The 21,720-nt window shown below is 35.6% G+C and carries 21 protein-coding genes; 10 read left to right on the top strand and 11 right to left on the bottom strand.

Annotation, left to right across the window (positions count from 1 at the left end):
* Nucleotides 1-66 precede the first annotated feature (66 nt).
* The 3 genes from Q0V26_RS15105 to msrP form a co-directional block, all read right to left on the bottom strand.
* Nucleotides 67-1,398 (bottom strand): MATE family efflux transporter, encoded by a 1,332-nt coding sequence (locus Q0V26_RS15105; protein ID WP_297483301.1) that lies wholly within the window; start codon nt 1,396-1,398, stop codon nt 67-69.
* 191 nt (nt 1,399-1,589) lie between these two features.
* Nucleotides 1,590-2,261: a protein-methionine-sulfoxide reductase heme-binding subunit MsrQ gene (gene msrQ / locus Q0V26_RS15100; RefSeq protein WP_297483298.1), complete on the bottom strand. Its 672-nt coding sequence runs from the start codon at nt 2,259-2,261 to the stop codon at nt 1,590-1,592.
* Nucleotides 2,261-3,274, bottom strand: coding sequence for a protein-methionine-sulfoxide reductase catalytic subunit MsrP (gene msrP, locus Q0V26_RS15095; RefSeq protein WP_297483295.1), 1,014 nt, complete (start codon nt 3,272-3,274; stop codon nt 2,261-2,263). The genes msrQ and msrP overlap by 1 nt, the downstream gene beginning before the upstream one ends.
* A gap of 145 nt (nt 3,275-3,419) precedes the next feature.
* Between msrP and Q0V26_RS15090 the strand changes: the two genes are divergently transcribed.
* From Q0V26_RS15090 to Q0V26_RS15080, 3 genes are all read left to right on the top strand, one after another.
* On the top strand, nt 3,420-3,902 hold the full coding sequence (locus tag Q0V26_RS15090; RefSeq protein ID WP_297483292.1) for a hypothetical protein: 483 nt from the start codon (nt 3,420-3,422) through the stop codon (nt 3,900-3,902).
* A 91-nt stretch (nt 3,903-3,993) separates the two neighbouring features.
* Nucleotides 3,994-5,127 (top strand): fatty acid desaturase, encoded by a 1,134-nt coding sequence (locus Q0V26_RS15085; RefSeq protein WP_297483289.1) that lies wholly within the window; start codon nt 3,994-3,996, stop codon nt 5,125-5,127.
* Nucleotides 5,128-5,418: 291 nt separating this feature from the next.
* Complete coding sequence (locus tag Q0V26_RS15080; protein WP_297483285.1) at nt 5,419-6,324, top strand: L,D-transpeptidase family protein; 906 nt, start codon at nt 5,419-5,421, stop codon at nt 6,322-6,324.
* A 251-nt stretch (nt 6,325-6,575) separates the two neighbouring features.
* Here Q0V26_RS15080 and Q0V26_RS15075 read toward each other — a convergent pair whose 3' ends face one another.
* The 4 genes from Q0V26_RS15075 to Q0V26_RS15060 all read right to left on the bottom strand — a co-directional run bounded on the left by Q0V26_RS15075 (nt 6,576) and on the right by Q0V26_RS15060 (nt 9,786).
* A complete protein-coding gene (locus Q0V26_RS15075; RefSeq protein WP_297483281.1) occupies nt 6,576-6,839 on the bottom strand; it encodes an Lpp/OprI family alanine-zipper lipoprotein in 264 nt (87 codons plus the stop codon).
* 448 nt (nt 6,840-7,287) lie between these two features.
* Nucleotides 7,288-7,887 carry an SCO family protein gene (locus Q0V26_RS15070; RefSeq protein WP_297483278.1) on the bottom strand — a complete coding sequence of 200 codons (600 nt, stop codon included), beginning with the start codon at nt 7,885-7,887 and terminating at the stop codon, nt 7,288-7,290.
* A gap of 175 nt (nt 7,888-8,062) precedes the next feature.
* Nucleotides 8,063-8,980: a DUF368 domain-containing protein gene (locus Q0V26_RS15065; RefSeq protein WP_297483275.1), complete on the bottom strand. Its 918-nt coding sequence runs from the start codon at nt 8,978-8,980 to the stop codon at nt 8,063-8,065.
* A gap of 236 nt (nt 8,981-9,216) precedes the next feature.
* Nucleotides 9,217-9,786 carry a hypothetical protein gene (locus Q0V26_RS15060; RefSeq protein WP_297483272.1) on the bottom strand — a complete coding sequence of 190 codons (570 nt, stop codon included), beginning with the start codon at nt 9,784-9,786 and terminating at the stop codon, nt 9,217-9,219.
* Nucleotides 9,787-10,707: 921 nt separating this feature from the next.
* Between Q0V26_RS15060 and Q0V26_RS15055 the strand changes: the two genes are divergently transcribed.
* On the top strand, nt 10,708-11,130 hold the full coding sequence (locus tag Q0V26_RS15055; protein ID WP_297483270.1) for an NADH:ubiquinone oxidoreductase: 423 nt from the start codon (nt 10,708-10,710) through the stop codon (nt 11,128-11,130).
* An 86-nt stretch (nt 11,131-11,216) separates the two neighbouring features.
* Here the strand turns inward: Q0V26_RS15055 and nagA are convergent, their stop codons facing one another.
* The gene (gene nagA, locus Q0V26_RS15050) at nt 11,217-12,350 is read right to left on the bottom strand and encodes an N-acetylglucosamine-6-phosphate deacetylase (protein ID WP_297483321.1); all 1,134 of its coding nucleotides are present in this window, start codon (nt 12,348-12,350) and stop codon (nt 11,217-11,219) included.
* Nucleotides 12,351-12,909: 559 nt separating this feature from the next.
* Between nagA and Q0V26_RS15045 the strand changes: the two genes are divergently transcribed.
* The 3 genes from Q0V26_RS15045 (at nt 12,910) to Q0V26_RS15035 (ending at nt 15,232) form a co-directional block, all read left to right on the top strand.
* Nucleotides 12,910-13,674 (top strand): hypothetical protein, encoded by a 765-nt coding sequence (locus tag Q0V26_RS15045; RefSeq protein ID WP_297483267.1) that lies wholly within the window; start codon nt 12,910-12,912, stop codon nt 13,672-13,674.
* 234 nt (nt 13,675-13,908) lie between these two features.
* Entirely contained in the window at nt 13,909-14,595 is a 687-nt protein-coding gene (locus Q0V26_RS15040) for a VC0807 family protein (RefSeq protein WP_297483264.1), read from the top strand.
* 157 nt (nt 14,596-14,752) lie between these two features.
* Nucleotides 14,753-15,232, top strand: coding sequence for a hypothetical protein (locus Q0V26_RS15035; RefSeq protein ID WP_297483262.1), 480 nt, complete (start codon nt 14,753-14,755; stop codon nt 15,230-15,232).
* A gap of 925 nt (nt 15,233-16,157) precedes the next feature.
* Here the strand turns inward: Q0V26_RS15035 and nagZ are convergent.
* On the bottom strand, nt 16,158-17,162 hold the full coding sequence (gene nagZ / locus Q0V26_RS15030; RefSeq protein ID WP_297483259.1) for a beta-N-acetylhexosaminidase: 1,005 nt from the start codon (nt 17,160-17,162) through the stop codon (nt 16,158-16,160).
* Nucleotides 17,163-17,402: 240 nt separating this feature from the next.
* Between nagZ and Q0V26_RS15025 the strand changes: the two genes are divergently transcribed.
* Nucleotides 17,403-17,876: a DUF1097 domain-containing protein gene (locus tag Q0V26_RS15025; protein ID WP_297483318.1), complete on the top strand. Its 474-nt coding sequence runs from the start codon at nt 17,403-17,405 to the stop codon at nt 17,874-17,876.
* A gap of 77 nt (nt 17,877-17,953) precedes the next feature.
* Here Q0V26_RS15025 and Q0V26_RS15020 read toward each other — a convergent pair whose 3' ends face one another.
* A complete protein-coding gene (locus tag Q0V26_RS15020; protein WP_297483256.1) occupies nt 17,954-18,892 on the bottom strand; it encodes an NAD(P)-dependent oxidoreductase in 939 nt (312 codons plus the stop codon).
* A 108-nt stretch (nt 18,893-19,000) separates the two neighbouring features.
* Nucleotides 19,001-20,128, bottom strand: coding sequence for a serine protease (locus Q0V26_RS15015; protein WP_297483253.1), 1,128 nt, complete (start codon nt 20,126-20,128; stop codon nt 19,001-19,003).
* Between the two features lie 194 nt (nt 20,129-20,322).
* On the opposite strand from Q0V26_RS15015, the gene Q0V26_RS15010 reads away from it, so the two are divergent.
* Together Q0V26_RS15010 and Q0V26_RS15005 are read left to right on the top strand one after the other, a co-directional pair.
* Nucleotides 20,323-21,165, top strand: coding sequence for a DUF5718 family protein (locus tag Q0V26_RS15010; protein WP_297483250.1), 843 nt, complete (start codon nt 20,323-20,325; stop codon nt 21,163-21,165).
* 76 nt (nt 21,166-21,241) lie between these two features.
* Nucleotides 21,242-21,720: nucleotidyltransferase family protein (locus Q0V26_RS15005; RefSeq protein WP_297483248.1), on the top strand; the 479-nt coding region annotated here is incomplete at its 3' end.

Raw genomic sequence — 21,720 nt, 5'->3', positions numbered from 1 at the left:
GATCGAAATTTATCCTCAAGTTGATAGTTGTTGTGATGGTACCTTTACCATTTTCTCTATGGATTTTTATACGGGTTTCTTTAATCGATACACCATCCATAAAGTAAGCAAAGCACTACAAATAGGTAATGCAATCCAAACACCAGTAACGCCAATTGTATGCGCCAGCACAAAAATAATAATTGTGATTAGAATGAGTTTCCCCCCTGTTAATAGAGAGGCTTCTTTAGGCATATTTATCGCCTGAAAGTAGGTTGCACCTATGAGTAATGCCCCTTCAAAAGGCAGTCCCCAAAAATAGAGCGACATACCTTTCACTGCTTCAGGTTGAAGGAGCGGATTATTACCTGCAAACATATACACTACGGCATCAGGAATACTATATAAAGTAATGACACCAATAACGGCTATCAATAAGGTCATGGCAAATGCAAGGTTTCGAATTTTAATGACGCGATCTTTAAGACCTGCTCCGGTATTAAAGCTGACAAGGGGTTGAGTGCCTAGTGCGATACCTTCAAAAATCAAATAAAAGAATGCCTCAGTGTAACTAACGATGCTGTAAGCGGCGACATGAATGGGTTTTCCTACTAATAGAAAAGCTTTGCTATGTAGAATTAATACCACAGATAGGTACATGTACATTAATAAACTGGATGTGCCTAATTTAAGTATTTGTAATACAGTATCCCATTTTATTTTAAGGCTATCTCTGTCAATACGTAATTGTGTTTTATCGGTGAAAAAGTGTTGTAGGCATAAGATACAGGTAACGGCCTGCGATAGCATGGTAGCAATTGCGGCACCGGTTAATCCCCAAGGAATGACGACAATAAACAACCAATCGAGAACGATATTTAATATGCCACCTAAGATCATGATCAATGTTACGCGATTAGGCTGACCATCGTTACGCAATAATGCAGAAAAAGCCATTGAAACAATAGCAAACCCACCCATGGTGAAATACCAAAATAAATAGTCTGTTGCCATTGATAAAATATGATTCTTTGCCCCAATCCAAATGAGAATATCTTGCCCAAACATCAGCCCTAACGAGCAAAAAATAAGGCCAGTAATAATACACAGAGTCAGGGCATTACCAACAATATGACGCGCTTGTTGAATATTATCTTCTCCCATTTTTATTGAGACTAAAGCAGATGATCCCATACCAATCATGGCACCAATAGCATAAAGGATAGAACCAATAGGGTAACCGAGCATAATAGCGGCAAGGCCATCTTCCCCGATGAAATGTCCAACAAACATTCCATCAACGGCAACATAGATCCCCGTAATAAGCATGGCTGCGATGGTGGGTAAAGTATAGCGCCAAAAAAGACGAAAGATTGAATCATCACGTAAAGATAATGGTTGGGATGTTGATATTGTCATTGGACATCTTCCATGTGAACCACAGCACTAAATGTAAAAAATTGTTGGTATTGTCTGTGGCTAGATGGGGTTAGTCAATCCAACTAACTGTATTTATGCGTCGGGATCACGTGATTTTGATATTATTATCTATTAAATAAAAAGACTAAAAGGAGGACATTACACTCCTTTTGGATTTGATAGTTGATTATCTAGCGGTTGGTGTTTTTTGTCGCTGATTTAGTCTGGTATTGATTGGTGTTTTTGGTAAACCATTTCATGATTTTTTGTTTACGGCAATATAACAGCAAGGCACAAACACCTAAGTAAATTGTTGGCTCAATCAATCCTGATTTTACTGACCAATAATAGTGAATAGGGCTCAATAGTAAAGCGAGATACACCCAATTATGCAGTTGTTGCCAATGTTTGCCTAAGCGACGCTGCATCGATTGTGTAGAGGTAAGTGTTAATAATAATAAGATAATCCAACTAATAGCACCAATGGCAAGGTAAGGACGTTTTATTATCTCGCTACCTAATAAAGACCAATCAAAATTCAGATCCAGTGCAAGATAGACAATAAGATGAAGTGCAGCCCAAAAGAAACTGTATACGCCGAGTAATCGTCTTAGACGTATCAGTCCTCCTTGTTTATATTGCTTTGCTAAAGGTGATAACAATAGTGTCAGTATCAAGGTATTTAATGCTGCTTTGCCAGTGAAATGCTCTATGCCCTTGATTGGATCAGCACCAAACCCACCGTTAATAGTGTTGTGAATTAGTATCGCGATAAAGAATAAAGACACCGTATGGATAGTGACTTTTATCATTAAGATACGAGAAGGGGTGAGGCGGTACTTTTGAGCATATTGAGTGAGCATTAATAGTTCCTTGTTAGATCCATACCTTTGTATAACGCTGCCACTTCTTCAGCATAACCGTTAAACATTAATGTGGGTTGGCGTTGACTGCTAAAGACATTGCCTTTACCAATAAAACGTTCACTGGCTTGACTCCAGCGTGGGTGATCAACCTCAGGATTAACATTGGCATAAAAGCCGTACTCGCTCGGTGCTAAACGATTCCAAGTCGTTGGTGGTTGTTTATCGGTAAGATGGATACGTACAATCGATTTAATACTTTTAAAACCATACTTCCACGGCACGACAAGCCGTAAAGGAGCCCCATTTTGCGGGGCTAATGTTTTGCCATATAATCCGACTGAGATCATGGTCAATGGATGCATAGCTTCATCAATTCGTAAGCCTTCTACGTAGGGATATTCAATACCACCACCAAGTCGTGATGATGCTTGCCCTGGCATTTGCTTAGGATCGTATAAGGTTTCAAAGGCGACGTATTTTGCTTGTTGTTGTGGATCGGCTTTTTTAATGATGTCGCGTAAGCTAAAACCTATCCACGGAATATTCATTGACCATGCTTCAACACAACGTAAGCGGTAGATACGTTCTTCTAGGGTAAACTGGCTAAATAAGTCATCATAATCGAGTGTGAATGGTTTATTTACCATCCCATCAATTGTTACTTTCCATGGATCAGTGATAAATTTTTCTGCACGTACTGCTGGCGATGATTTATCCGTACCAAACTCATAAAAATTATTATAATGAAGAATTTTATCCTCTGGTGTTAGTGATAATGTCGGGTTAGATAATGGTGAGGTTGTTGCTGCTAATTGTCGACGATGATCAATTGCAGGCTCTTCTGAAGATGAGATAAAATCAAATAAACCAGCGTGGGCATTGGTTGATAATGGTAATCCAACAGCTGCAATCCCCAGTTTTTTTAAAATAGAGCGCCGTTGATGATAGACATCTTCTGGTGTTACTTGGTTTTCTGTTAATGCCCAACGAGGGCGTACTTTTATTTGCATAAGCGGCCTATTGATAATATTTAAAATGATAATTATTGTTATTTGAGTAGACCGTAATCAAATAATAAAAATTTCATAAATAGTTGATTTTTATTGTTTGCTAGAAAAATAGCAAATAAAAACAAGCAAATAAAAAGGAATACTCATGAGTGAAATCAATAGCTTTAATGCTAATCTTGAATTACAGCATATTTATTTGGAAGTCTATTCTGAGCGGTATCGTCATTTACGGACGTTTTTAGAGTCATATTATTGCTATCAACATGAATTGGTTACGAAGCAAGGCAAACCTGATTGGATACAGATTTTTAATATAGGTAAGCGAACAGTTGCAGCACATCATATTCAGGAACGAAAATTGCTTGTAAGAGAGATGATGATGCCGTTATCGGTGATCACGGGTTATTTAAAAACGTTAGTGCGTGATGATGAGGCGACGATTGAAAATATTAAGGCGGTTATTGATGAACATCTTGAATATGTCATCATGACACGTGAAGAACATGCCACTTTAGTAAAAGCCGGATTAAAAGAGGCGATGCCAGCAGGATATTTTCAAGCCTCACATAGTCATTATTGTTACATAAATGCTCGTTTTGATGCGGTTGGAATCACATTATTGACGTAGTAGTAAGGCGAATCGTGCTGGTTAGTTGAATCAGTGAAGCGGTCGGTATAATGTGGCTTACATGTGTACGCTGAAAATAAGGTGAACAAGGATGATACCTCAACAGCAAAAACCGCCTATTATTTGGTTAAATGTAGTTCTATTTACACTCACATTTGTTATCGCAGTTATTGGTGTTCCGCTATATCTTTATTCTTATAAGCTTGATCTTATACTCGTTGTGATGACTATCATGGCCTTTTGTTGTTGTGGTATGTCAATTACGGCGGGTTATCATCGTTTGTGGGCACATCAAAGTTATCAAGCCAATCGTTTTTTGAGAGTGATGTTTGCTCTTGGTGGTGCATTTGCATTGCAAAATAGTATTCTGCATTGGTGTTCTGATCATCGAATCCACCATCGCTATGTTGATAATAATAACAAAGATCCATACTCAGCTAATAAAGGGTTCTTTTATAGCCATATCGGTTGGATGTTACGACAATATCAAGCCAGTCGTTACCATGACTACTCAAATTGTGTAGATTTACAGCAAGATCCTATTGTTGTTTGGCAGCACAAATATTATTTCTTATTAGCCGCAATAATGAATATTGGCGTACCTATAGTGATAGGATTATTGCTAGGTAATTTATGGGGTGCATTGCTATTTATTGGTGTTTTACGCTTAGTATTAAGTCATCATACGACCTTTTTTATTAATTCATTGGCCCACAAGTGGGGATCTCAGCCTTATACCGATAGAAATAGTGCGCGTGATAATGGCATTATTGCATGGCTAACATTTGGTGAGGGCTATCATAATTATCATCATATTTTTGAAAATGATTACCGTAACGGTATTTGCTGGTGGCAATTTGATCCAACAAAATGGTTGATTAAGAGTTGCTCATGGCTTGGCTGGACAACAAACTTAAAAGTAACCCCAGCAGATAGGATTGAAAAAACGCGTACAAAAATGGAATTTAAGCGTTTACAGGATAAATTAAAATTACAGCCGAACAACAGTGCGCGTTTACAACAATTACAATGTGAATATGAAGCGCTTATCAGCAAAATTTCTGATTATTACCAAGTAAATAAATGTTTAATAGATTTAAAGCAAAAAAAATTAGTCAATGATTATGAAAACTTTGAATTTATGCAACAATATGAGTTGATTAGACAGAAATTAGACCAACAGCGACGAGATTGGAAGTATTTACTGCAACAATATACTGTTTAATATTTAAAAATTATGATTGAGCTGCTAGGTCTTACCAAGATTTAACAGCTCTTTTTTATGAGTGGTTATAATTAAATGATACTATCATGCTGTTCATTGGTTTGTTGTAATCAATGTTATTGTAGATTTACTGTTATCGATAAACTAGTAGATTAAAATAATATCAAGTAGTATGGCAGTAAAGCTTAAAATCACATGTAATAATTAAATATAGTTATTGTGTGTATAATTAATTACAGCATTTTACATCCATGATTAAATGTTTGTAAGATCTTAACCGGAGATATTGTCGTGTACCGCGCATTACTTTTGTCACTCACATGTTTAGCTTCATCCGCAGCGCATGCAATTGAATATAAGCTACCAACCAATGGTAGTAATATCGTTGGTACAGCCGAATATTATGAAGTAAAGCAAGGGGATAGCCTTGCTGATATTGCAAATAAGTATAACGTGGGTTTTCTTGGAATGATGGCTGCAAATAAAGGCGTTGATCCTTTTTTACCACAGCCAGGAAAGTTATTACAAATACCTACGCAAGTTATATTGCCAGATGTTGCTCATAAAGGCATCGTGGTCAATCTTGCTGAATTACGTCTTTATTATTTCCCGAAAGATGATGCTTCGATTGTGTATGTTTTCCCTATTGGTATCGGTCGTGTTGGTCGTGAAACACCAAGTATGACGACATCCATTAATGAAAAAGTAAAAAATCCAACATGGACACCGCCGGCATCTATACGTAAAGAGCATGCAGCTAAAGGGGATATTTTACCTGCTGTTGTTCCCGCAGGTCCTAATAATCCATTAGGCGACTATAAAATGCGATTGGCTTATGGTCATGGTGAATACCTTATTCATGGTACTAATAAAGATTTTGGTATCGGTATGCGCGTTAGTGGTGGCTGTATTCGTATGAACCCTTGGGATGTTGAGTGGTTGTTCCCTCATGTTGCTCTTGGTACTCAAGTTCAAATTATTAATCAACCTATCAAAACATCACGAGATCCTGATGGTGAATTGATTGTTGAGGTTCATTCACCATTATCAAAAGATGAGTCTCAGATAGGCGTTAAGAAAAGTATTGATGCGCCAGAAGTATTATTAAAAGATGTCGAAGGTGATACCAAGGCGACAAAGCGACTATATTCAGAACTGGATAAACAATCAGGTCTTCCTGTAATTTTAAAATCATAGTAAGTCAGTTGTTACTATATAAACGAGATAATATTATCTCGTTTTTTTTTTGCATATTATTGGAAAAATAAAATATGATAACCCCATTAATGATGTATTAAATTCATATTATTGTGATCTGTGCTTTATTTTTATTTGGGATAATATGATTGGAATTTAGAAGGGCTATTTATAATTATTACTGTAAAGATAGACAAATAAAAAGAGACGACATAAGCCATCTCTTTAGATATTTTATAGCTAAGTATTGATTACTTAGTGTATGAACCAGCAATGTTGTCAATACGCTTATTAGCGCGCATTGCTTCTTGGTATGCTGCGTCAGATGCTGCACGAGAATCATTTACCGCGCCTACGATTTGGTCTTGTTGACCTTGTAGTGCAGTAACTTGCTCAGCCATTGTGTCAACTTTGTTAGTTAGTTGCTGCATTTGACTAACTTCATCAGAGCTAGAACAACCTACAAGTGAAGCACTTAGTAAAACACCAGCTAAGATAGATACAGTACGTTTCATTTTTATATAATCTCCATATTGATTTAGCCACTACAACTGTTGAATAAAGTTTGAGTTGGCAAATTCATTATGGCATAACTTATTATAATTGCTCATTAATTTTTTTCAGCCAAGAAAAAAAAATCCGATATAGCTCGCGTTTTTGAATAAAAAAAGCACATATTTAACCTTTTTTTTGCATTTATATCTAAACTGGTTTGAGAATAACTCCGCTTAATATAAGGAGTTACAAGTAATTTCTCGTTTTTAATAACAGCTAAAGTCAGGGTAATGTAAAATTTTGCAAATACTCAAATAAATAACATAATAGATTAAAAAATGAGCAAAAAAGCCGTATTAAAAATAAGTGCTATTTATATTATGGTATTAAAAAGCAGATCATATAAGTTATAAATATAATAGATATGAATAGTGTTCACTATTTTGGCTGGTGTTTTTGTTTTTTTAATCATTCATTACTGACTATCTCTGACGTTATTATCGGAATTGCTGCGATTAATTGAGCTGGATTTGCCATATGGGGAAGCTTTTTAATTAGCTCACCAGAAGGTTTTAGAAAATAAAAATAAGAATTGTGATCAATGACGTATTTTATTTTAGAATTATTTAATTCGTTTTTAATATAGAGTACGCCGTATGTGTCTGCTAATGATTTAATTTGTTGTTCTGTCCCTGTTGCCCCTGTAATAGTCGGGTCAAAATAAGCCGCATATTGAGCTGTTTTATCTGCTGAATCACGCATTGGATCAAGACTAATAAAAACAGGCCATAATTTATCTCGTTGTTGTTGTGGAATTGCCTTTAGAGCTGCTGACAATACAGCTAACGAGGTTGGACAGATATCTGGACATTGTGTGTAGCCAAAATAGACTAAACGAATACGTTCGTCTTCAGGGGCAAATAAATCAATAACCTCTGTACCTGATTCCAAATAATTCATTGGGTAGTAGGGTTCACGTGCAACTTCTGGATCGTTACTGTCCATCATGTGACGGGCAAGCAGTCCAGCAATTAAAGCCAAAGCAAGAACTAACCATTGGTGTTTCATTCATTCATCCTTAAATGTTCCCGAAGAATCTGTGCGGAATAAATGAATTATGAATAGAGATGTTTATAAAAGGTAGGTGCAGAGTAGTTTTTTGTGATGTGGCGGCATGGATATATACAAAGAATAAAAAAAGTAGCCACGAAGGCTACTCTTCAATACTTTTGATTATTAGTGATTAGTCATTACGTTCAGCGTATTTTTCAAGGCTCCAAACAACCGCAAGACCTAAAATCATTGCAGTGATGGCGTAACCAAGTAGAGCGGGATGACCGGTTACATTTTCATAATTAAATGGTGATAAGTTATGCTCAAGCAGTGGTACTTGTTCACCGTGTGAATTTGTACGCCATGTTAAGACTTCTTTCCAAGGCCAAATCTTACCTAAAGTACCAATCATTAAACCTGTTAGCAGTGTTAGAGCAAGATCACGGTAATTGCGTAAAATCCATGACAGTACATGAGAGAATGTCAACAGGCCAGCAACACAGCCAACAGCAAACAAACCTAGTGTAAATACATCCACTGACTTTGCGGCAGCGAGAATAGGTGCATACATACCAAGCAAAAGTAAAATAAAGCTACCAGAGATGCCTGGTAAGATCATTGCACAGATAGCGATAGCGCCAGCAATAAAGATATTTAATGGTGTAGGATCCATTGCTACTGGGTGCAGTACGGTAATACCATAGGCAAATGCTATACCAAGGATAATAGCTATAAAGCTAGCAATATTCCATTTTTCAACTTGTTTGAGCATGTGGATAACGGAAATGATAATTAAGCCAAAGAAAAATGACCATAATGGAATTGGATGAGTATGAAGCATCCAAGTTATTACTTTCGCTAACGTAAATATACTTGTTAATATGCCACCAAATAAACAGATTAGGAAAGTACCATTAACGTGTTCAAATGCGGCTTTAATGCCACCGTTGCGAATTATTTTTATTAAGCTTGGATTGATACGACGAATGCTTTCAAGCAGCGTATCGTAAATACCGGTGATAAATGCGATAGTACCGCCTGACACGCCAGGGACAACATCAGCTGCACCCATCGCCATGCCTTTTAGAAAGGTTGATATTTTACTCATTGGATTCCGTAACTGTGATAGCTGAATAATTTAGGTCGAGCATTATACAGCGAACTACTAAAAACCACTATCAAATCATAAATATAGTATTTCTGTGTATGGAAAAGAAATATACATATAGTGGATATTATTGAATTTATTATGATGGCACAGCATATTAATTGTCGTGTCGTTTTTATGTCAATTTAGCAGGCAAGTTTACATTCCTATTGATATATAACGAGATATAACCACAATCACTGTGGGATGAGTGTAGTTTGCAACATCGACTCGGCCAAGAGTGTAAATTTCTGACAAGGTTGTGGTTCAAAGGTAATAGTGAATGGGGATGTGGCTATAATAGCTAATAGTTTTTCTTCTGCTTGGTTTTTTATCTCTAGATGTTGCTCGGTATTAAAGTAGTTTAATATAGGTGATATCAAGGTGTTATCTATCTGCTGTAATGAGTAGTAACATTGATTAATAGCAATATTATTGGTGATTAATGTTATTGCTGTAATTAAGTGTATGCGATCTTTTTGACTATAAGTCGCTATTAGTCGGTCCCAATGTGCTGCAGCTAAAATGCCCATAGCAACATATTCAGGTCGTTGATATTGATTGAGTAATAGTCGTTCATAGTCATCCCTTATATTATTATGATTAATATCGACGCCTATATCATCGTTAGCTGATGATAAATCATAAGGGCGGGGAACCTGGCCACTGCTTACTTTCTTCAAGGCTAAGATTTCTAAAGCATGATACTCATTTAAGGGAAGTTTAACCGTATGTTGTGTTACTGGAGCTGGTGATAATTTGATCACTGTTTTTATTGGTGCTGCTAATACTGATTCTGTTATTACACTTATGGTGGCATAAAATATAAAAAAAAGTGAGTAGAGTAGATGCATATCAATGATAAAAGCATGAGGAATATTGCTCTAACTATATAATTTGTATTTATAAATCATATGGTTAATGGCGTTTTTTGTGATGGGTGTTGAATAATAATATGATTCACCATGTTGATTTTATAGAGATGATGTGTGTTACCTCATAATATTTATGATGATGAAAATAAATCGATTGAATTTCCATATTATCTTTAACATTCAGGTGTAAGTTGTTCAGCTAAGATTTAGTATTCATAACTATACTATTATTAAAGAAACAAAGGGTTAATGCCTGACTTACTATAATAAGCTGAGTTTTTTATTAACCGCAATAAGTTACGCTGTAACTGAAAGTGTGGTGTAATATGACCAAACATCTCTTTGAATTATTACTAACCGTTGGTGCAGTAACATTGGCTATTAGTATCTTCATGTTCATTGTGATTCATTAGTTTTTAAAGCCGTTATAAGTTTATCCATACTTATAACGGTTTTTTTGTTAATGATGAAAAATAAATCATTCAATCTATTACTTACGATTAAATGTGGCTAAACTCATTTTTTAACCAAATTTATTATATAAATAACTAGCAATTGTTATTTTTGTGGTGTTAATGTCTAAAGTAATTTTTTTTGTCATAAAATAACGCTATCGTTATTAAGTATTTTATCAGTTGTTTTATCGACTATAATTATTTAATAACAATTAGTTAGGTTGTTTATTGCTACTGATTAACCATTTGCCACTATAAATGGAATCTTTTACTCCATATATACAAGTTGATCTTTAGGTGAGAAAATACGCTCAGAGACTACATCGAGATGTTTTGTGGATATTATAAGTGAGGGGATATGATATTTGGGGTGATTATCTTACTATCTATCGTTGCTGGAATACTATCCGGTGAGCATTTCCATTCGTTTATGGCTGGCTTTGGCATTGCAGCTATCGCGATAGGAACTGCGTATTGGTTAGCTTTTCGTGCGACACGTTATCCGCAATTAGCATTACTTATGTTACTTGTGGCGATGATGGCGAAATTAGTCATTACAGTAACTGGCGTGATTTGGGTTGTTAAAGCTAATTTACTCAGTTCACCATTTGTATTTTCATTGTCTTACTTGTTCTTCTCGATAGTGGTGAGTTATGGTTATTTTAAATTGCGAGAATATCAAATGTCTGTTGCAGAAAAACGGAATACAGAAATTTTTACAACGCCAACAAAGCGAGCTGCAACATTGATAACTCCAACGACGACCACATCACAGATTTAATTATTATCATCAAAATTAAAAAGCATTATGAAAAAGGCTGCCATTCATTGAATGGCAGCCTTTGCTTTTTGAGGTATTAACTTAAATTAGAATGCTTTTTTACCCATTTGGTAAACATGCTTAACTTGGTTGTCATCAGAAAGCAATGTGATATTCGCCTTGTAGCCCGCTTTTAGTAAGCCATATTCGTTATCAACTTTGATTGCTTTTGCTGGGTATAATGTTGCCATACGCAATGCTTCTTCACGAGAAAGGCCGACGTGATCAATAAGGTTATTTAGACCTTGTTCCATTGTTACCGCAGAACCTGCGATAGTGCCGTCTTTGTAATGACATTTGCCGTCAGTTACATAAGCTTGTAAGCCAGCCATATCAAACTCAGTCATATCGGTGCCCGCAGGAGCAACTGCATCAGTTACCATAAATAGTTGTTCACCTAAAATTTCGTGAGCAATACGTACTGATGGGTAAGACGCATGGATACCATCAACAATAATACCTGCATGTGGTTTTTTATCGAAGATGTAACCAACAACACCCGGCTCACGAGAACCTAATGGTGTCATTGCATTATAAAGGTGAGTAGCCATGGTTAGGCCTTCTTTCTCTTCAACTTGCTCGTAAGTCGCATTAGTATGACCTAGTGATACTGTAATACCTGCATTACGGACAATATCGATAACTTCTTGTGATGTATTTTCAGGTGCAACGGTTAATACGCAAATTTTATCTGCGTTCTCAGCAAGATACTTAGCTGTGTTCTTGTCTAATTCACGAATGAACTCTTCGCGGTGTGCGCCTTTCTTTTCTGTACTAATGAAAGGACCTTCAAGGTGTAAACCTAACACACCTTGTTGGGTGCGATCTTCCATCGCTCCAACCATATCAAGCACTTCAATCATTGACTCAGCGTCACTGGTAATGAATGTTGGTAAAAACTGTGTAGTACCACTTTTTAAGTTTGCTTGATTCATGGTATCAAGGGTTTCTTTACAGATAGCAGTGTTAAGTAATACACCACCACAACCATTTAGCTGTACATCAATAAAGCCAGGTGATGCTAGTAAACCTTTTGCATCAAACGTTTCTTGTGGTAATTCACTCTCTAATATGGCAGACATTGGAACAATACGTGAAATAAGATCGTTTTCAATAAAGATGGCTTGATTTTCTTTAATAATTTTACCATCAAATACGTTGGTGTTAATAATTGCAAACATCTGATTACTCACTTTAATTCTGTAGCCTGATGATAAATTAACAGGCAAAGTGGTGATTTTACTCTGCATCAAGTGGGGTCTCATCAAAATGAGAGTTGCACTATGTACTTGATAGATAGAGCACCGAATAATTGGTTTGAAATGAGATTTTATGTAGCATGTAAAATCTTATTTCACTATAAAAAATAAGATACCTGTTTCAATCATCCTTCGTCAATCTTTTATCTTATTAAATGCTAAAAATTCTATGATCGTTATCTTTTTTATATTTAGATCATACAAATGTAAATTTTATTCTGTAACTGAATGAGGTTTGTGGTAGGAAACTGAAATTAATATGCCTTATGGGCAAGAATGTTGCTATCTTTTGGTTTGTTTATTTTATAAATACTTATTAGTGCTTATTTTAGTGAGTAAATTTGTTTTTTTGTACCAAAGCTTTTTGCACTCATTCAGACAATTAGGCAAAATAGCGATTTACTAAAATGCGTTATGGTATAAGACGTTGGTTATATCGACCAATATCTTATGTCTAAGTAAAGCTGTATTAGGAGTTAAAATGCAGTGGAATAATTGGTCAATGTTATTGTCTGAAGTGTTAGAACAATTTTCGATAGGGGCCTTCATTATTATTGGTGGGGTAATGTTATCGGGTAAATTATGTTTTGGACAACATGACCGGGTAATGAAGCAACTTCCCTTTATCAGTTGGCTATTAATTGCTTCATTGTTAATACGTGAAGCTACTTTAATAGCATTACCATCAAGTAGCATTGCCAGCAATGCGAATACGGTTGTGTTTGTTTTAGTGTTTGTCGCTTTAACGTTAATTTATAGTTTGTGTGAAAATCGTCTGATTGGAAAAGAGGGCTCGCGTAAGCTTATTATCGGTGTCATGCTCTTGTGGAGTATAGCTTATGTTGTCAATATTTTAAGCTTTAGTGCTAGCAATGGTCATATTGGCAATATAATTACAACGGTTTTCAGTGTTGGTTTTGGCGGAAGTCTGTTAGCACATTCGATGCTAATAAAAGCAAAGCACAAAGTTGATCCTCTGAATGTTGGATTACCACTATTTGGTACATTGATTAGTGTTATTGTCTTTATTGTTGCATGTCTAGATTTAGCAACTCTTGTTGAACAAACTCAGTCAGGGATTTTATTGCCGTTTATCTGGCGCATGGTAAGTGTGGGATGCTTGGTGGCCGCAACAGGGCTATGGTTAATGTCGTTATTAACTAAAACTAAACCCGTGTTAGCAATATTAGCGTGTGCATGTACTTTAGCTGTTATGGCTAGTTTAGCGGTTAATGGTAGTTTTTGATGGTGATTAAATCAATGACGTTGCTTTATTGAAGAATATTTTAATGATTTGTAACGATATTGTGCTTTACAGTTATGATAATAAACGAAACAATTAAAACAAAGAAAGAGCAGTTTCTATCGCTTTTACTATAATACCAACGATAATTTTAGAAGAGTTGTACTGAATTAACGTATTTATATTGAGCTCTATTTAAAGTGACATAATTATGAATAAAGGAAATTATTAGGAATTATGGCTGAAAAGAAAACAAATCCGTTGAATGAAATTATTTTTAACGTTGTTGTTCCATCAATCATTTTAATGAAAATGAGTGGTGATGATCGTTTAGGCTCGGTAGGGGCATTGTTAGTTGCTTTGGCTTTTCCTGTTGCATTTGGTAGCTATGAATTATTAAAAAATAAGAAACTTAACTTTATAGCAATTCTCGGCATTGTGAGTGTCTTACTCACTGGAGGTATTGGGGTTTTACAACTTGACACTCAATGGTTGGCGGTCAAAGAAGCGCTGATTCCGGGTATTATTGGTGTTGTTGTTTTAGGCTCTACTTTTACTAAATATCCGATAGTGACTAAAATGATATTCAATGAGAGTATTTTAAACTTAGGCTTAATAAAGCAAAAATTAATGGAATATGATCAACAACAAGCATTTGATCGTTGCTTAGTTCAATCTAATTATTTATTTGCAAGTACCTTTGTTTTTTCTTCTGTTATGAATTATATTTTGGCTACAGTGATCGTAACAAGTCAGGCTGGAACTGAAGCATTTAATGAAGAGCTTGGCCGCATGACGTTGTTAAGCTATCCCGTTATTGCTATTCCATCAATGCTTATGATGATGGGGATTTTTTATTTTGTTTGGCGTCAAATTCGAAAAATGACTAAACTTGAAACCGTACAAATATTTAAAACACAATAAATTTTAATGTGTTAAAACGAATAATAGCCAGTAATGCTAACAACATTGCTGGTTTTTTGTATGTGAAAATCTTAATTATAAGAACTTTGGCATAATTAAAGCAGCCTAACAGTGAATAAGTCATACTGATGTTAATAATTTATCATTGGAGGGTAATATGAAGCCATTCTCATTACTCTGTGCATTATTTTTAGCTATAGCCTGTTCATCTGCAGATGTTGCGGAATTAAATAAAAGTACCAATGTTCATTATGGAGAGCTGTGCGGTACATATTTAGCACCTCAAACTAAAGATTATTTTAATGAATTTATTTACTTACAATTACAACAAGTTAATGCCCTTAAAGGACAAATTACTAACGATAACTTTAATGAATTAAATAATGCATTGTATCAATTTGAAGTACACTGGTTAATGCTAAAAGAAGAACGATATGATGCCTGCCAACGGTATGTGAATTGCACTGAATTAGAACGGCAATATAATAATAAGATGGTACAACATCCTCGAGATTGGATTGCTTCCTCACGACATCTGTTGTGTCAGGAAAGTAGTTTTGAATATGCGATTAGTCGTGTGAAAATGGTGGCGTTTTATGCTGATGTTGAGCGTTTAGAGCTTATTCGGCAAGAATAATAAAATCAAATACGGCTGTTATCTATTAACACCATGATAAATAAAAGTTTAACCTTATCTGTTTTCATCTGATATTACTCTTATTTGTAAAGAATATGATTTTCATTGTATTTAATACTATAGTTAATAAGGGATACTTTATACCAATACAATATGCTGATAATACATTGTACTAATAACTAGTGCGATAAGTTGAAACTACTATTAAGAGAGTATAAGGTCAGGCAAAATATATGATATGAGTCAATATTTATATTGCCACTGCTAAAATTATTGTTCGATAAATTTGGCAAAGTATGATGTTTGTGAACTTTCATACTCAATAACGTTAGGCATAGCGTGATTTTTATGAAAAATGTTGTGCGGAGCATAAATTTTAACCGTAAATTGTCACAACTTTATAACTTATTTAAGCTGTTGTTAGTACAATAATGTAAGTTATTGAGGATTTGAACAGAGCGATAGCCAGATCTCAATGACTTATGAACTGAAAATTATCAGATGGTTTTATTTTATAGATATAAAGGTCAATTATGGAAATTATACTTACCGTAGCGTTTATTGTTGGTGCGTTTTGTATTCTCTTGAAAGAGAAAAAGAAATGTTCCAAGTCTGTCGATTATTCAAAAGATAGTTTATAGCGTTTAAATATAAGTAATTTTGATGCTAAATATCCTTGATATGATACAAGTACTAAATGGCACTTCTATCATATTATTTCTAACATCATAATATTGGTTTTAAGGTAATATATTATTAGTGAAAGGAGATACTTAAGTAAAGTCATCTATGATTTAAATCGATGATTATTTTTATATTCTTTAAAAATTGAACGGTTTCATGATTATCTTAAGTAGGATAAAACCAATAATTAAAAGCACTTTATTCTTAAAATTAAATGAGAATAAAGTGCGATAGATTTTAATTAATTATTCTTGCTATTCCATGTGTCGACTAGGTGTGAAATTGATTGTTGTGCTTGTTTCCATTCACGGGTCTGCATTAATGCATCAAATTCAGGAGTTGGTTTTTTCAATAATGAATTTAAAATATTGACCTGAGTTTGTGGCAGTCCATCTAATGCTTGTACTGCGCCTTCTCGGTTATTACATAGCATAACCATATCACAACCTGATTGTTGAGCGGCAACAGCACGTTCACCATAGGTACCTAATACATCGGCACCTTTCATATTTAAATCATCAGAAAAGATAACACCGTTAAAACCTAAATCACGGCGAAGCACTTGTTTAAGCCAATATTCAGAACCACTGGCAGGGCGTTCATCATAAGCATCAAAAACGACGTGAGCTGGCATGATCCCTTGAAGCTTATTATTACTGATTAAATCTGTGAATACAGTCATATCATGCTGCTTGATATTATCACGTGAATCATAAGGTGTTTCGAGGTGTGAATCTGCAATAACACCACCATGACCAGGGAAATGTTTACCTGTTGCTGCCATACCTGCGGTCGTCATCCCCTCAATAAATGCCGAAGCATAACGAATGACATCGGTTGGATTGTCAGAAAAAGCACGATTGCCAATGGCTTTACAATCAAAACCTAAATCCAAAACGGGTGCAAAGCTGATATCGATATCCATTGCCAGTAATTCAGCGGCCATTAGCCATCCACCGGTTGTTGCAAGTGCTAGACCATTGTCTGATTCTGCAAATGCACGAGCGGGAGGTAATATAGAAAATTGTTCTCTAAAACGCTGAACACGTCCTCCTTCTTGATCAACACCAATAATAAGCGGGCGTTTTGCTGTTTGGCGTATATCTTTTATCAGTGCTCGAAGTTGATCGCGATTATCGTAGTTACGAGCAAAGAAAATAATGCCCCCAACAGTAGGGTGTTGAATAATTTCACGTTCTTCTGCATCAAGTTCATAGCTTGAAACATCAAGCATTAAAGGTCCCATGAAGACACTCCAGCAAACAAATAGAACGAATAAATTATCATAGTTTGCTATATCCGCAATTTTTAATCTGGATTTTATTGTGTTTTTTAGTCCTTGATACAGAAAATTAAGCTGTGATACGTATCACTTTAAATAGTAACTGAATGTAAGGTTATTTATCTGAATGTGATCTAAATCGTTTTAAGTGCTGCTTTGGTTGCTATAGACTACACATCATTGAAAATTGATGCGAGATCAATGATGTCTTTGCTTATTGCGATTGCTTTAACAACGGGTATTCTTTCTGGAGTATGGGGCTGGATTGCTGTTTCTTTAGGGTTACTTAGCTGGGGGGGCTTTTTAGGGTGTACCACATACTTTGCTTTGCAACGAGATGGGCTTAAAGGTGTTGGATTAAGTATTGCGACTAATCTAAGTGGTGTTTTTTGGGCGATGGTGATAATTAAACTATCAACCATGATCAATTTAGAAATTATGGGCTATATCATCACGGCACTTGTTGCATTTATGATGTGTGCTCAAGCAAAAAAACAATGGTTAAGTTTTATTCCTGGTACATTTATTGGTTCTTGTGCAACATTTGCAGCCGCTGGCGATTGGCAACTTGTTATTCCATCTCTTATCGTTGGTGTGATTTTTGGTTATTTGATGAAAACCACTGGCATATGGTTACATGCAAAAATGTCACCAAATTATGAGCAAATAAATAGCTAAGAATATATAGCTAATAAGTATTGATAACAAAAACGCAGTGCTTCGGTTCTGCGTTTTTAGTTTAGTGTGAAAGTGTTTCAACCAAAAATAGGAACGAAAATACCATTGTGATTGGCACAATATTTTTTAATTCCTGGGCGGTGGTTATCCTTAGTTGCAAGGATGCAAACTCGAATACCTTGCTGTATAAGATTGTCAGTTAAGGCTTGAATGTTTTTATGATCACAGCGCTCACGATCAGCATCGCGTCGGCATAAATCAACAAACACATCGGCTACATCATCATGGAAAAGAACATATTCTGACTGTTGCATGAGTCGCAATGCTTTTAGGCTGAGTAATTCAGGATCATGACCAGTTTCAATGAGGTAAATATTGCCACTGCAATGATTCTTTTCAGCTAATAATAACTGAAAAGCGGCTTCTAATTCTTCTGTCGTACGGGCATTTTCAACTGCACTTAATTTGAAAAATTGTTCCCAAAATTTTCGACGCTCGTCAACGGTAGTGAAATGTTGCTTAATACGCTGACGTTGTTTACCTGAGAATGTTGCAAGTAAACTTAAATTCTGTGGTAAATAAGTTTCTAAACGTTCACGTAAATAACGGACTAATACCGGCGATGCGCCACCGCTAGAGATAGCAACTTGAATGGGAGAACGATCGACCATTGATGGCGTAATAAAATCACAAAATGTTGGATCATCAACAACATTCGTCCAAATTTTTAATGCGTTCGCATCATGGTAAATTTGATGGTTAAGTTCCGCGGAATCTGTTGTTGCCCACACTTGATCTGCACCACTAAGTTGTGATGGCTGATAAGCTTGATCGATGTGTATGATTTGCTGTTGTTGCACTAATTTTTGTAAATGAGGATGTAGTTGTGGTGATACAACGGTGACATTAGCGTGTGCTTTTAATAATAAATCAACTTTACGACAAGCAACTTCACCGCCACCGATAACTAAGATTTGTTTGTTATTTATTTTTAGAAATATGGGAAAGAAATCCATTTAATAATATCCGTTTAAATATCAATGTAGCTCTATTATTACGTAATATTTATTGATGACAATAATGTATTTTTTATTATTCATAAATAGACAGTTATAACTTCATATCTATAATAAATTGATTCTTTTTCGAAATAAAGCAATTGCTGCAAGTATAATCAAAACTTTAATTGGTATATTTCCAGCAGATTGAGGCTGAGTTGAAACTAAGAATAGATTAAGATCTTGGTTTTGAGGGTAATCATCAACAAGGCCAAAAGGATCGTACTTGTAATTAGGTGAATTATAGTGTGTGGCTAAGGAAAAATGGGGCAGGTCATCATAGTGTTTAATCGACGCCTCAATCCAAGTTCGAAAAGATGCTAATTCGGTATATTGGCCGTGTAAGTGTTGATATTGTTGCGCTGGATGATTTAATCGATGTTCACATGGTGCGCCATTGCTGACGATGCCAAGGACACGTAAACCAAAGTCATTATTGGCTATATGCTGTGGATTTTGCCAAATTAAGGGGCCTCCTGAATCACCACTGCACACATCTTTAAGTAGGCCATCAATATTAGAGTCGGCACAAATAATCTGTGATTTGTTGGCTTGCAGGCCATTGCAGTATTGATCAGGAATACCCGCTAATGTTACTACTTGTAATTGATTTTGGTCGTTTATTATTGTACCAATATTTGATTTCCCCCAGCCAGATGCAATGAGGTTGGCTTTTGAGTTTTTATGTATTACCCAATTATTATCAAAAATATTATTAGCTGTTATTTGCTCATTTACCGAGGCAATAACAATCGGTTTGGCAACAGTAAATAAAGAACGATTAACACGTATCAACGCAATATCATTAGTAAATATATCATCATCATAATTAGGATGATTTATTGTATGCGTAATGGTGAATTTATATTTATCATTAAGCTGCTGCGAATTTTTTTGTGGGATCGATGACGTTCCGGCAATAACATGATAAATATAATTTTGAGTACAGTGAGCTGCGGTTATTAACCAATATTCATCAATAATAACGGCACCGCATGATACCGACGTTATATTTGATGACGTTATTGCTGCTTGCCACGGTAATAATAATGGCGCGTAAAGTGTCGCGGGATTGCTATTTATTGCTTTTGATGTAGGTTGTGCTGCGAGTACAACTGAATGACGAGAGCTGAATATTATAAGAAGCAAGAGTAATAAATAACGGGTTGTATTATGTGGTATATGTAAGCGCATTATTAATCCTCATTTTCCTATTACCTTCAGTGTAGTTAGTTGATGATTATCTAGCTGATGAAACTGTGATTAAGATTGAGTCAAAAATGAGAATGCTGTTTATTGAGTTGGAATAATTGTTAACTTGATAACGGAAAATGACGTAAATTTTGATTATTATAAGCAACTATTTTTTGCTTATTGATGGATAAATCGTGTTTAATCAATGTATTGGTTTTGGTGTGGCGGGTAATTTTGCTGGTCATTTAGAGCAAGCGGGTGAAGCTGTAGATTTTATTACTGTTGCAGTAAAAGAAGCCACACAACCTAAGGCTATTTTCCCTTTTTATCTTCCAAATATTAATACAGGGCAGTTAGCAACATACCCATTATCTTCAACAAAGATCACGCCTCCTAATAATGCAGATAACCTTCAAATTGAACCTGAAGTGGTGCTTGTTTGTGATGTTATATATACCACTGATGATAGCCGTCAAACGGTATCAGATTTAATTCCACGTCAATTTGGTGCTTATAACGATTGTTCAATTCGAAAACCGCAAGCAAAAAAAATCAGTGAAAAGAAAAACTGGGGGGCAAATAGTAAAGGTATAAGCGATCACCTTATTGCTATTGATCATTTTTCTGCGGGTGGTGTTTTAGACCGTTACCGTATCGCGAGTTTCCATTGTCGTGATGGTGAAATTCATCGTTATGGTGAAGACAGTGCCGTGATTGGTTACAGTTATTTTCATGACACATTATTAGATTGGATTATTGAACGAATGAACCACCAGCAAGATGTTGGACCGACTGAAAATATTGCTGATTTATTAGAACAGAGTCAGTATCCAACACAAGCGGTGATCAGCATTGGAGCGACTCGTTATACACCCTATGGTGAAAGCCATTTTTTACAAGCGGGTGATACTAGTATCGTCGTTGTCTACGATGGTAATTGCTATGATGCTGAAGAAATCATGCAGATGGCATTAACTCATGATTTAACTAATGATGATGGTATGTCAGTATTAATTCAACAGGTTGTTACATCGTAACTTACTACTGGGTACAGATGTTACTGCTTATACCTATTGTTATTTATAAAGATGCACCGATAAAGGATCTTAATATATGGCTGACTTAGTTTCAAATACTGCCATCGTCATAGCAGCAGATCCTCTTAGAATGGCATGTCTACGTGCAGTGCAAACCTTGAATTTACCTGATTGGTTTATAGCTGCTGGGTTTGTTCGTAATGCGATTTGGGATTACTTACATCATTTACCGATGACACCATTAAATGATGTTGATGTGGTGTATTTTGATCCTAATGACTGCTCATTAGCAACTGAAGCGCATTATGCCGCATTGCTACAACAGCAATTACCTATGATTAATTGGGAAGTTAAAAACCAAGCAAGAATGCATTTAAAGCATCAACATTCACCTTATAAAAATAGTGCAGATGCCATATCTCGCTGGGTAGAAGTCCCAACGTGTGTAGGGGTACGGTTACTGGTTGATAATCAATTAATTTTTACTGCGGCATACGGACTAGAGCATAACTGGTCATTACATGTTAGCATCAATCCACATTACCCAAGACCTGC

It is taken from the genome of uncultured Photobacterium sp., assembly GCF_947039875.1.
Taxonomy (GTDB): Bacteria; Pseudomonadota; Gammaproteobacteria; order Enterobacterales; family Vibrionaceae; genus Photobacterium.
The sequence above is the reverse complement of the archived record's forward strand: the minus strand, read 5'-3'. Positions and strand labels throughout refer to the sequence as shown.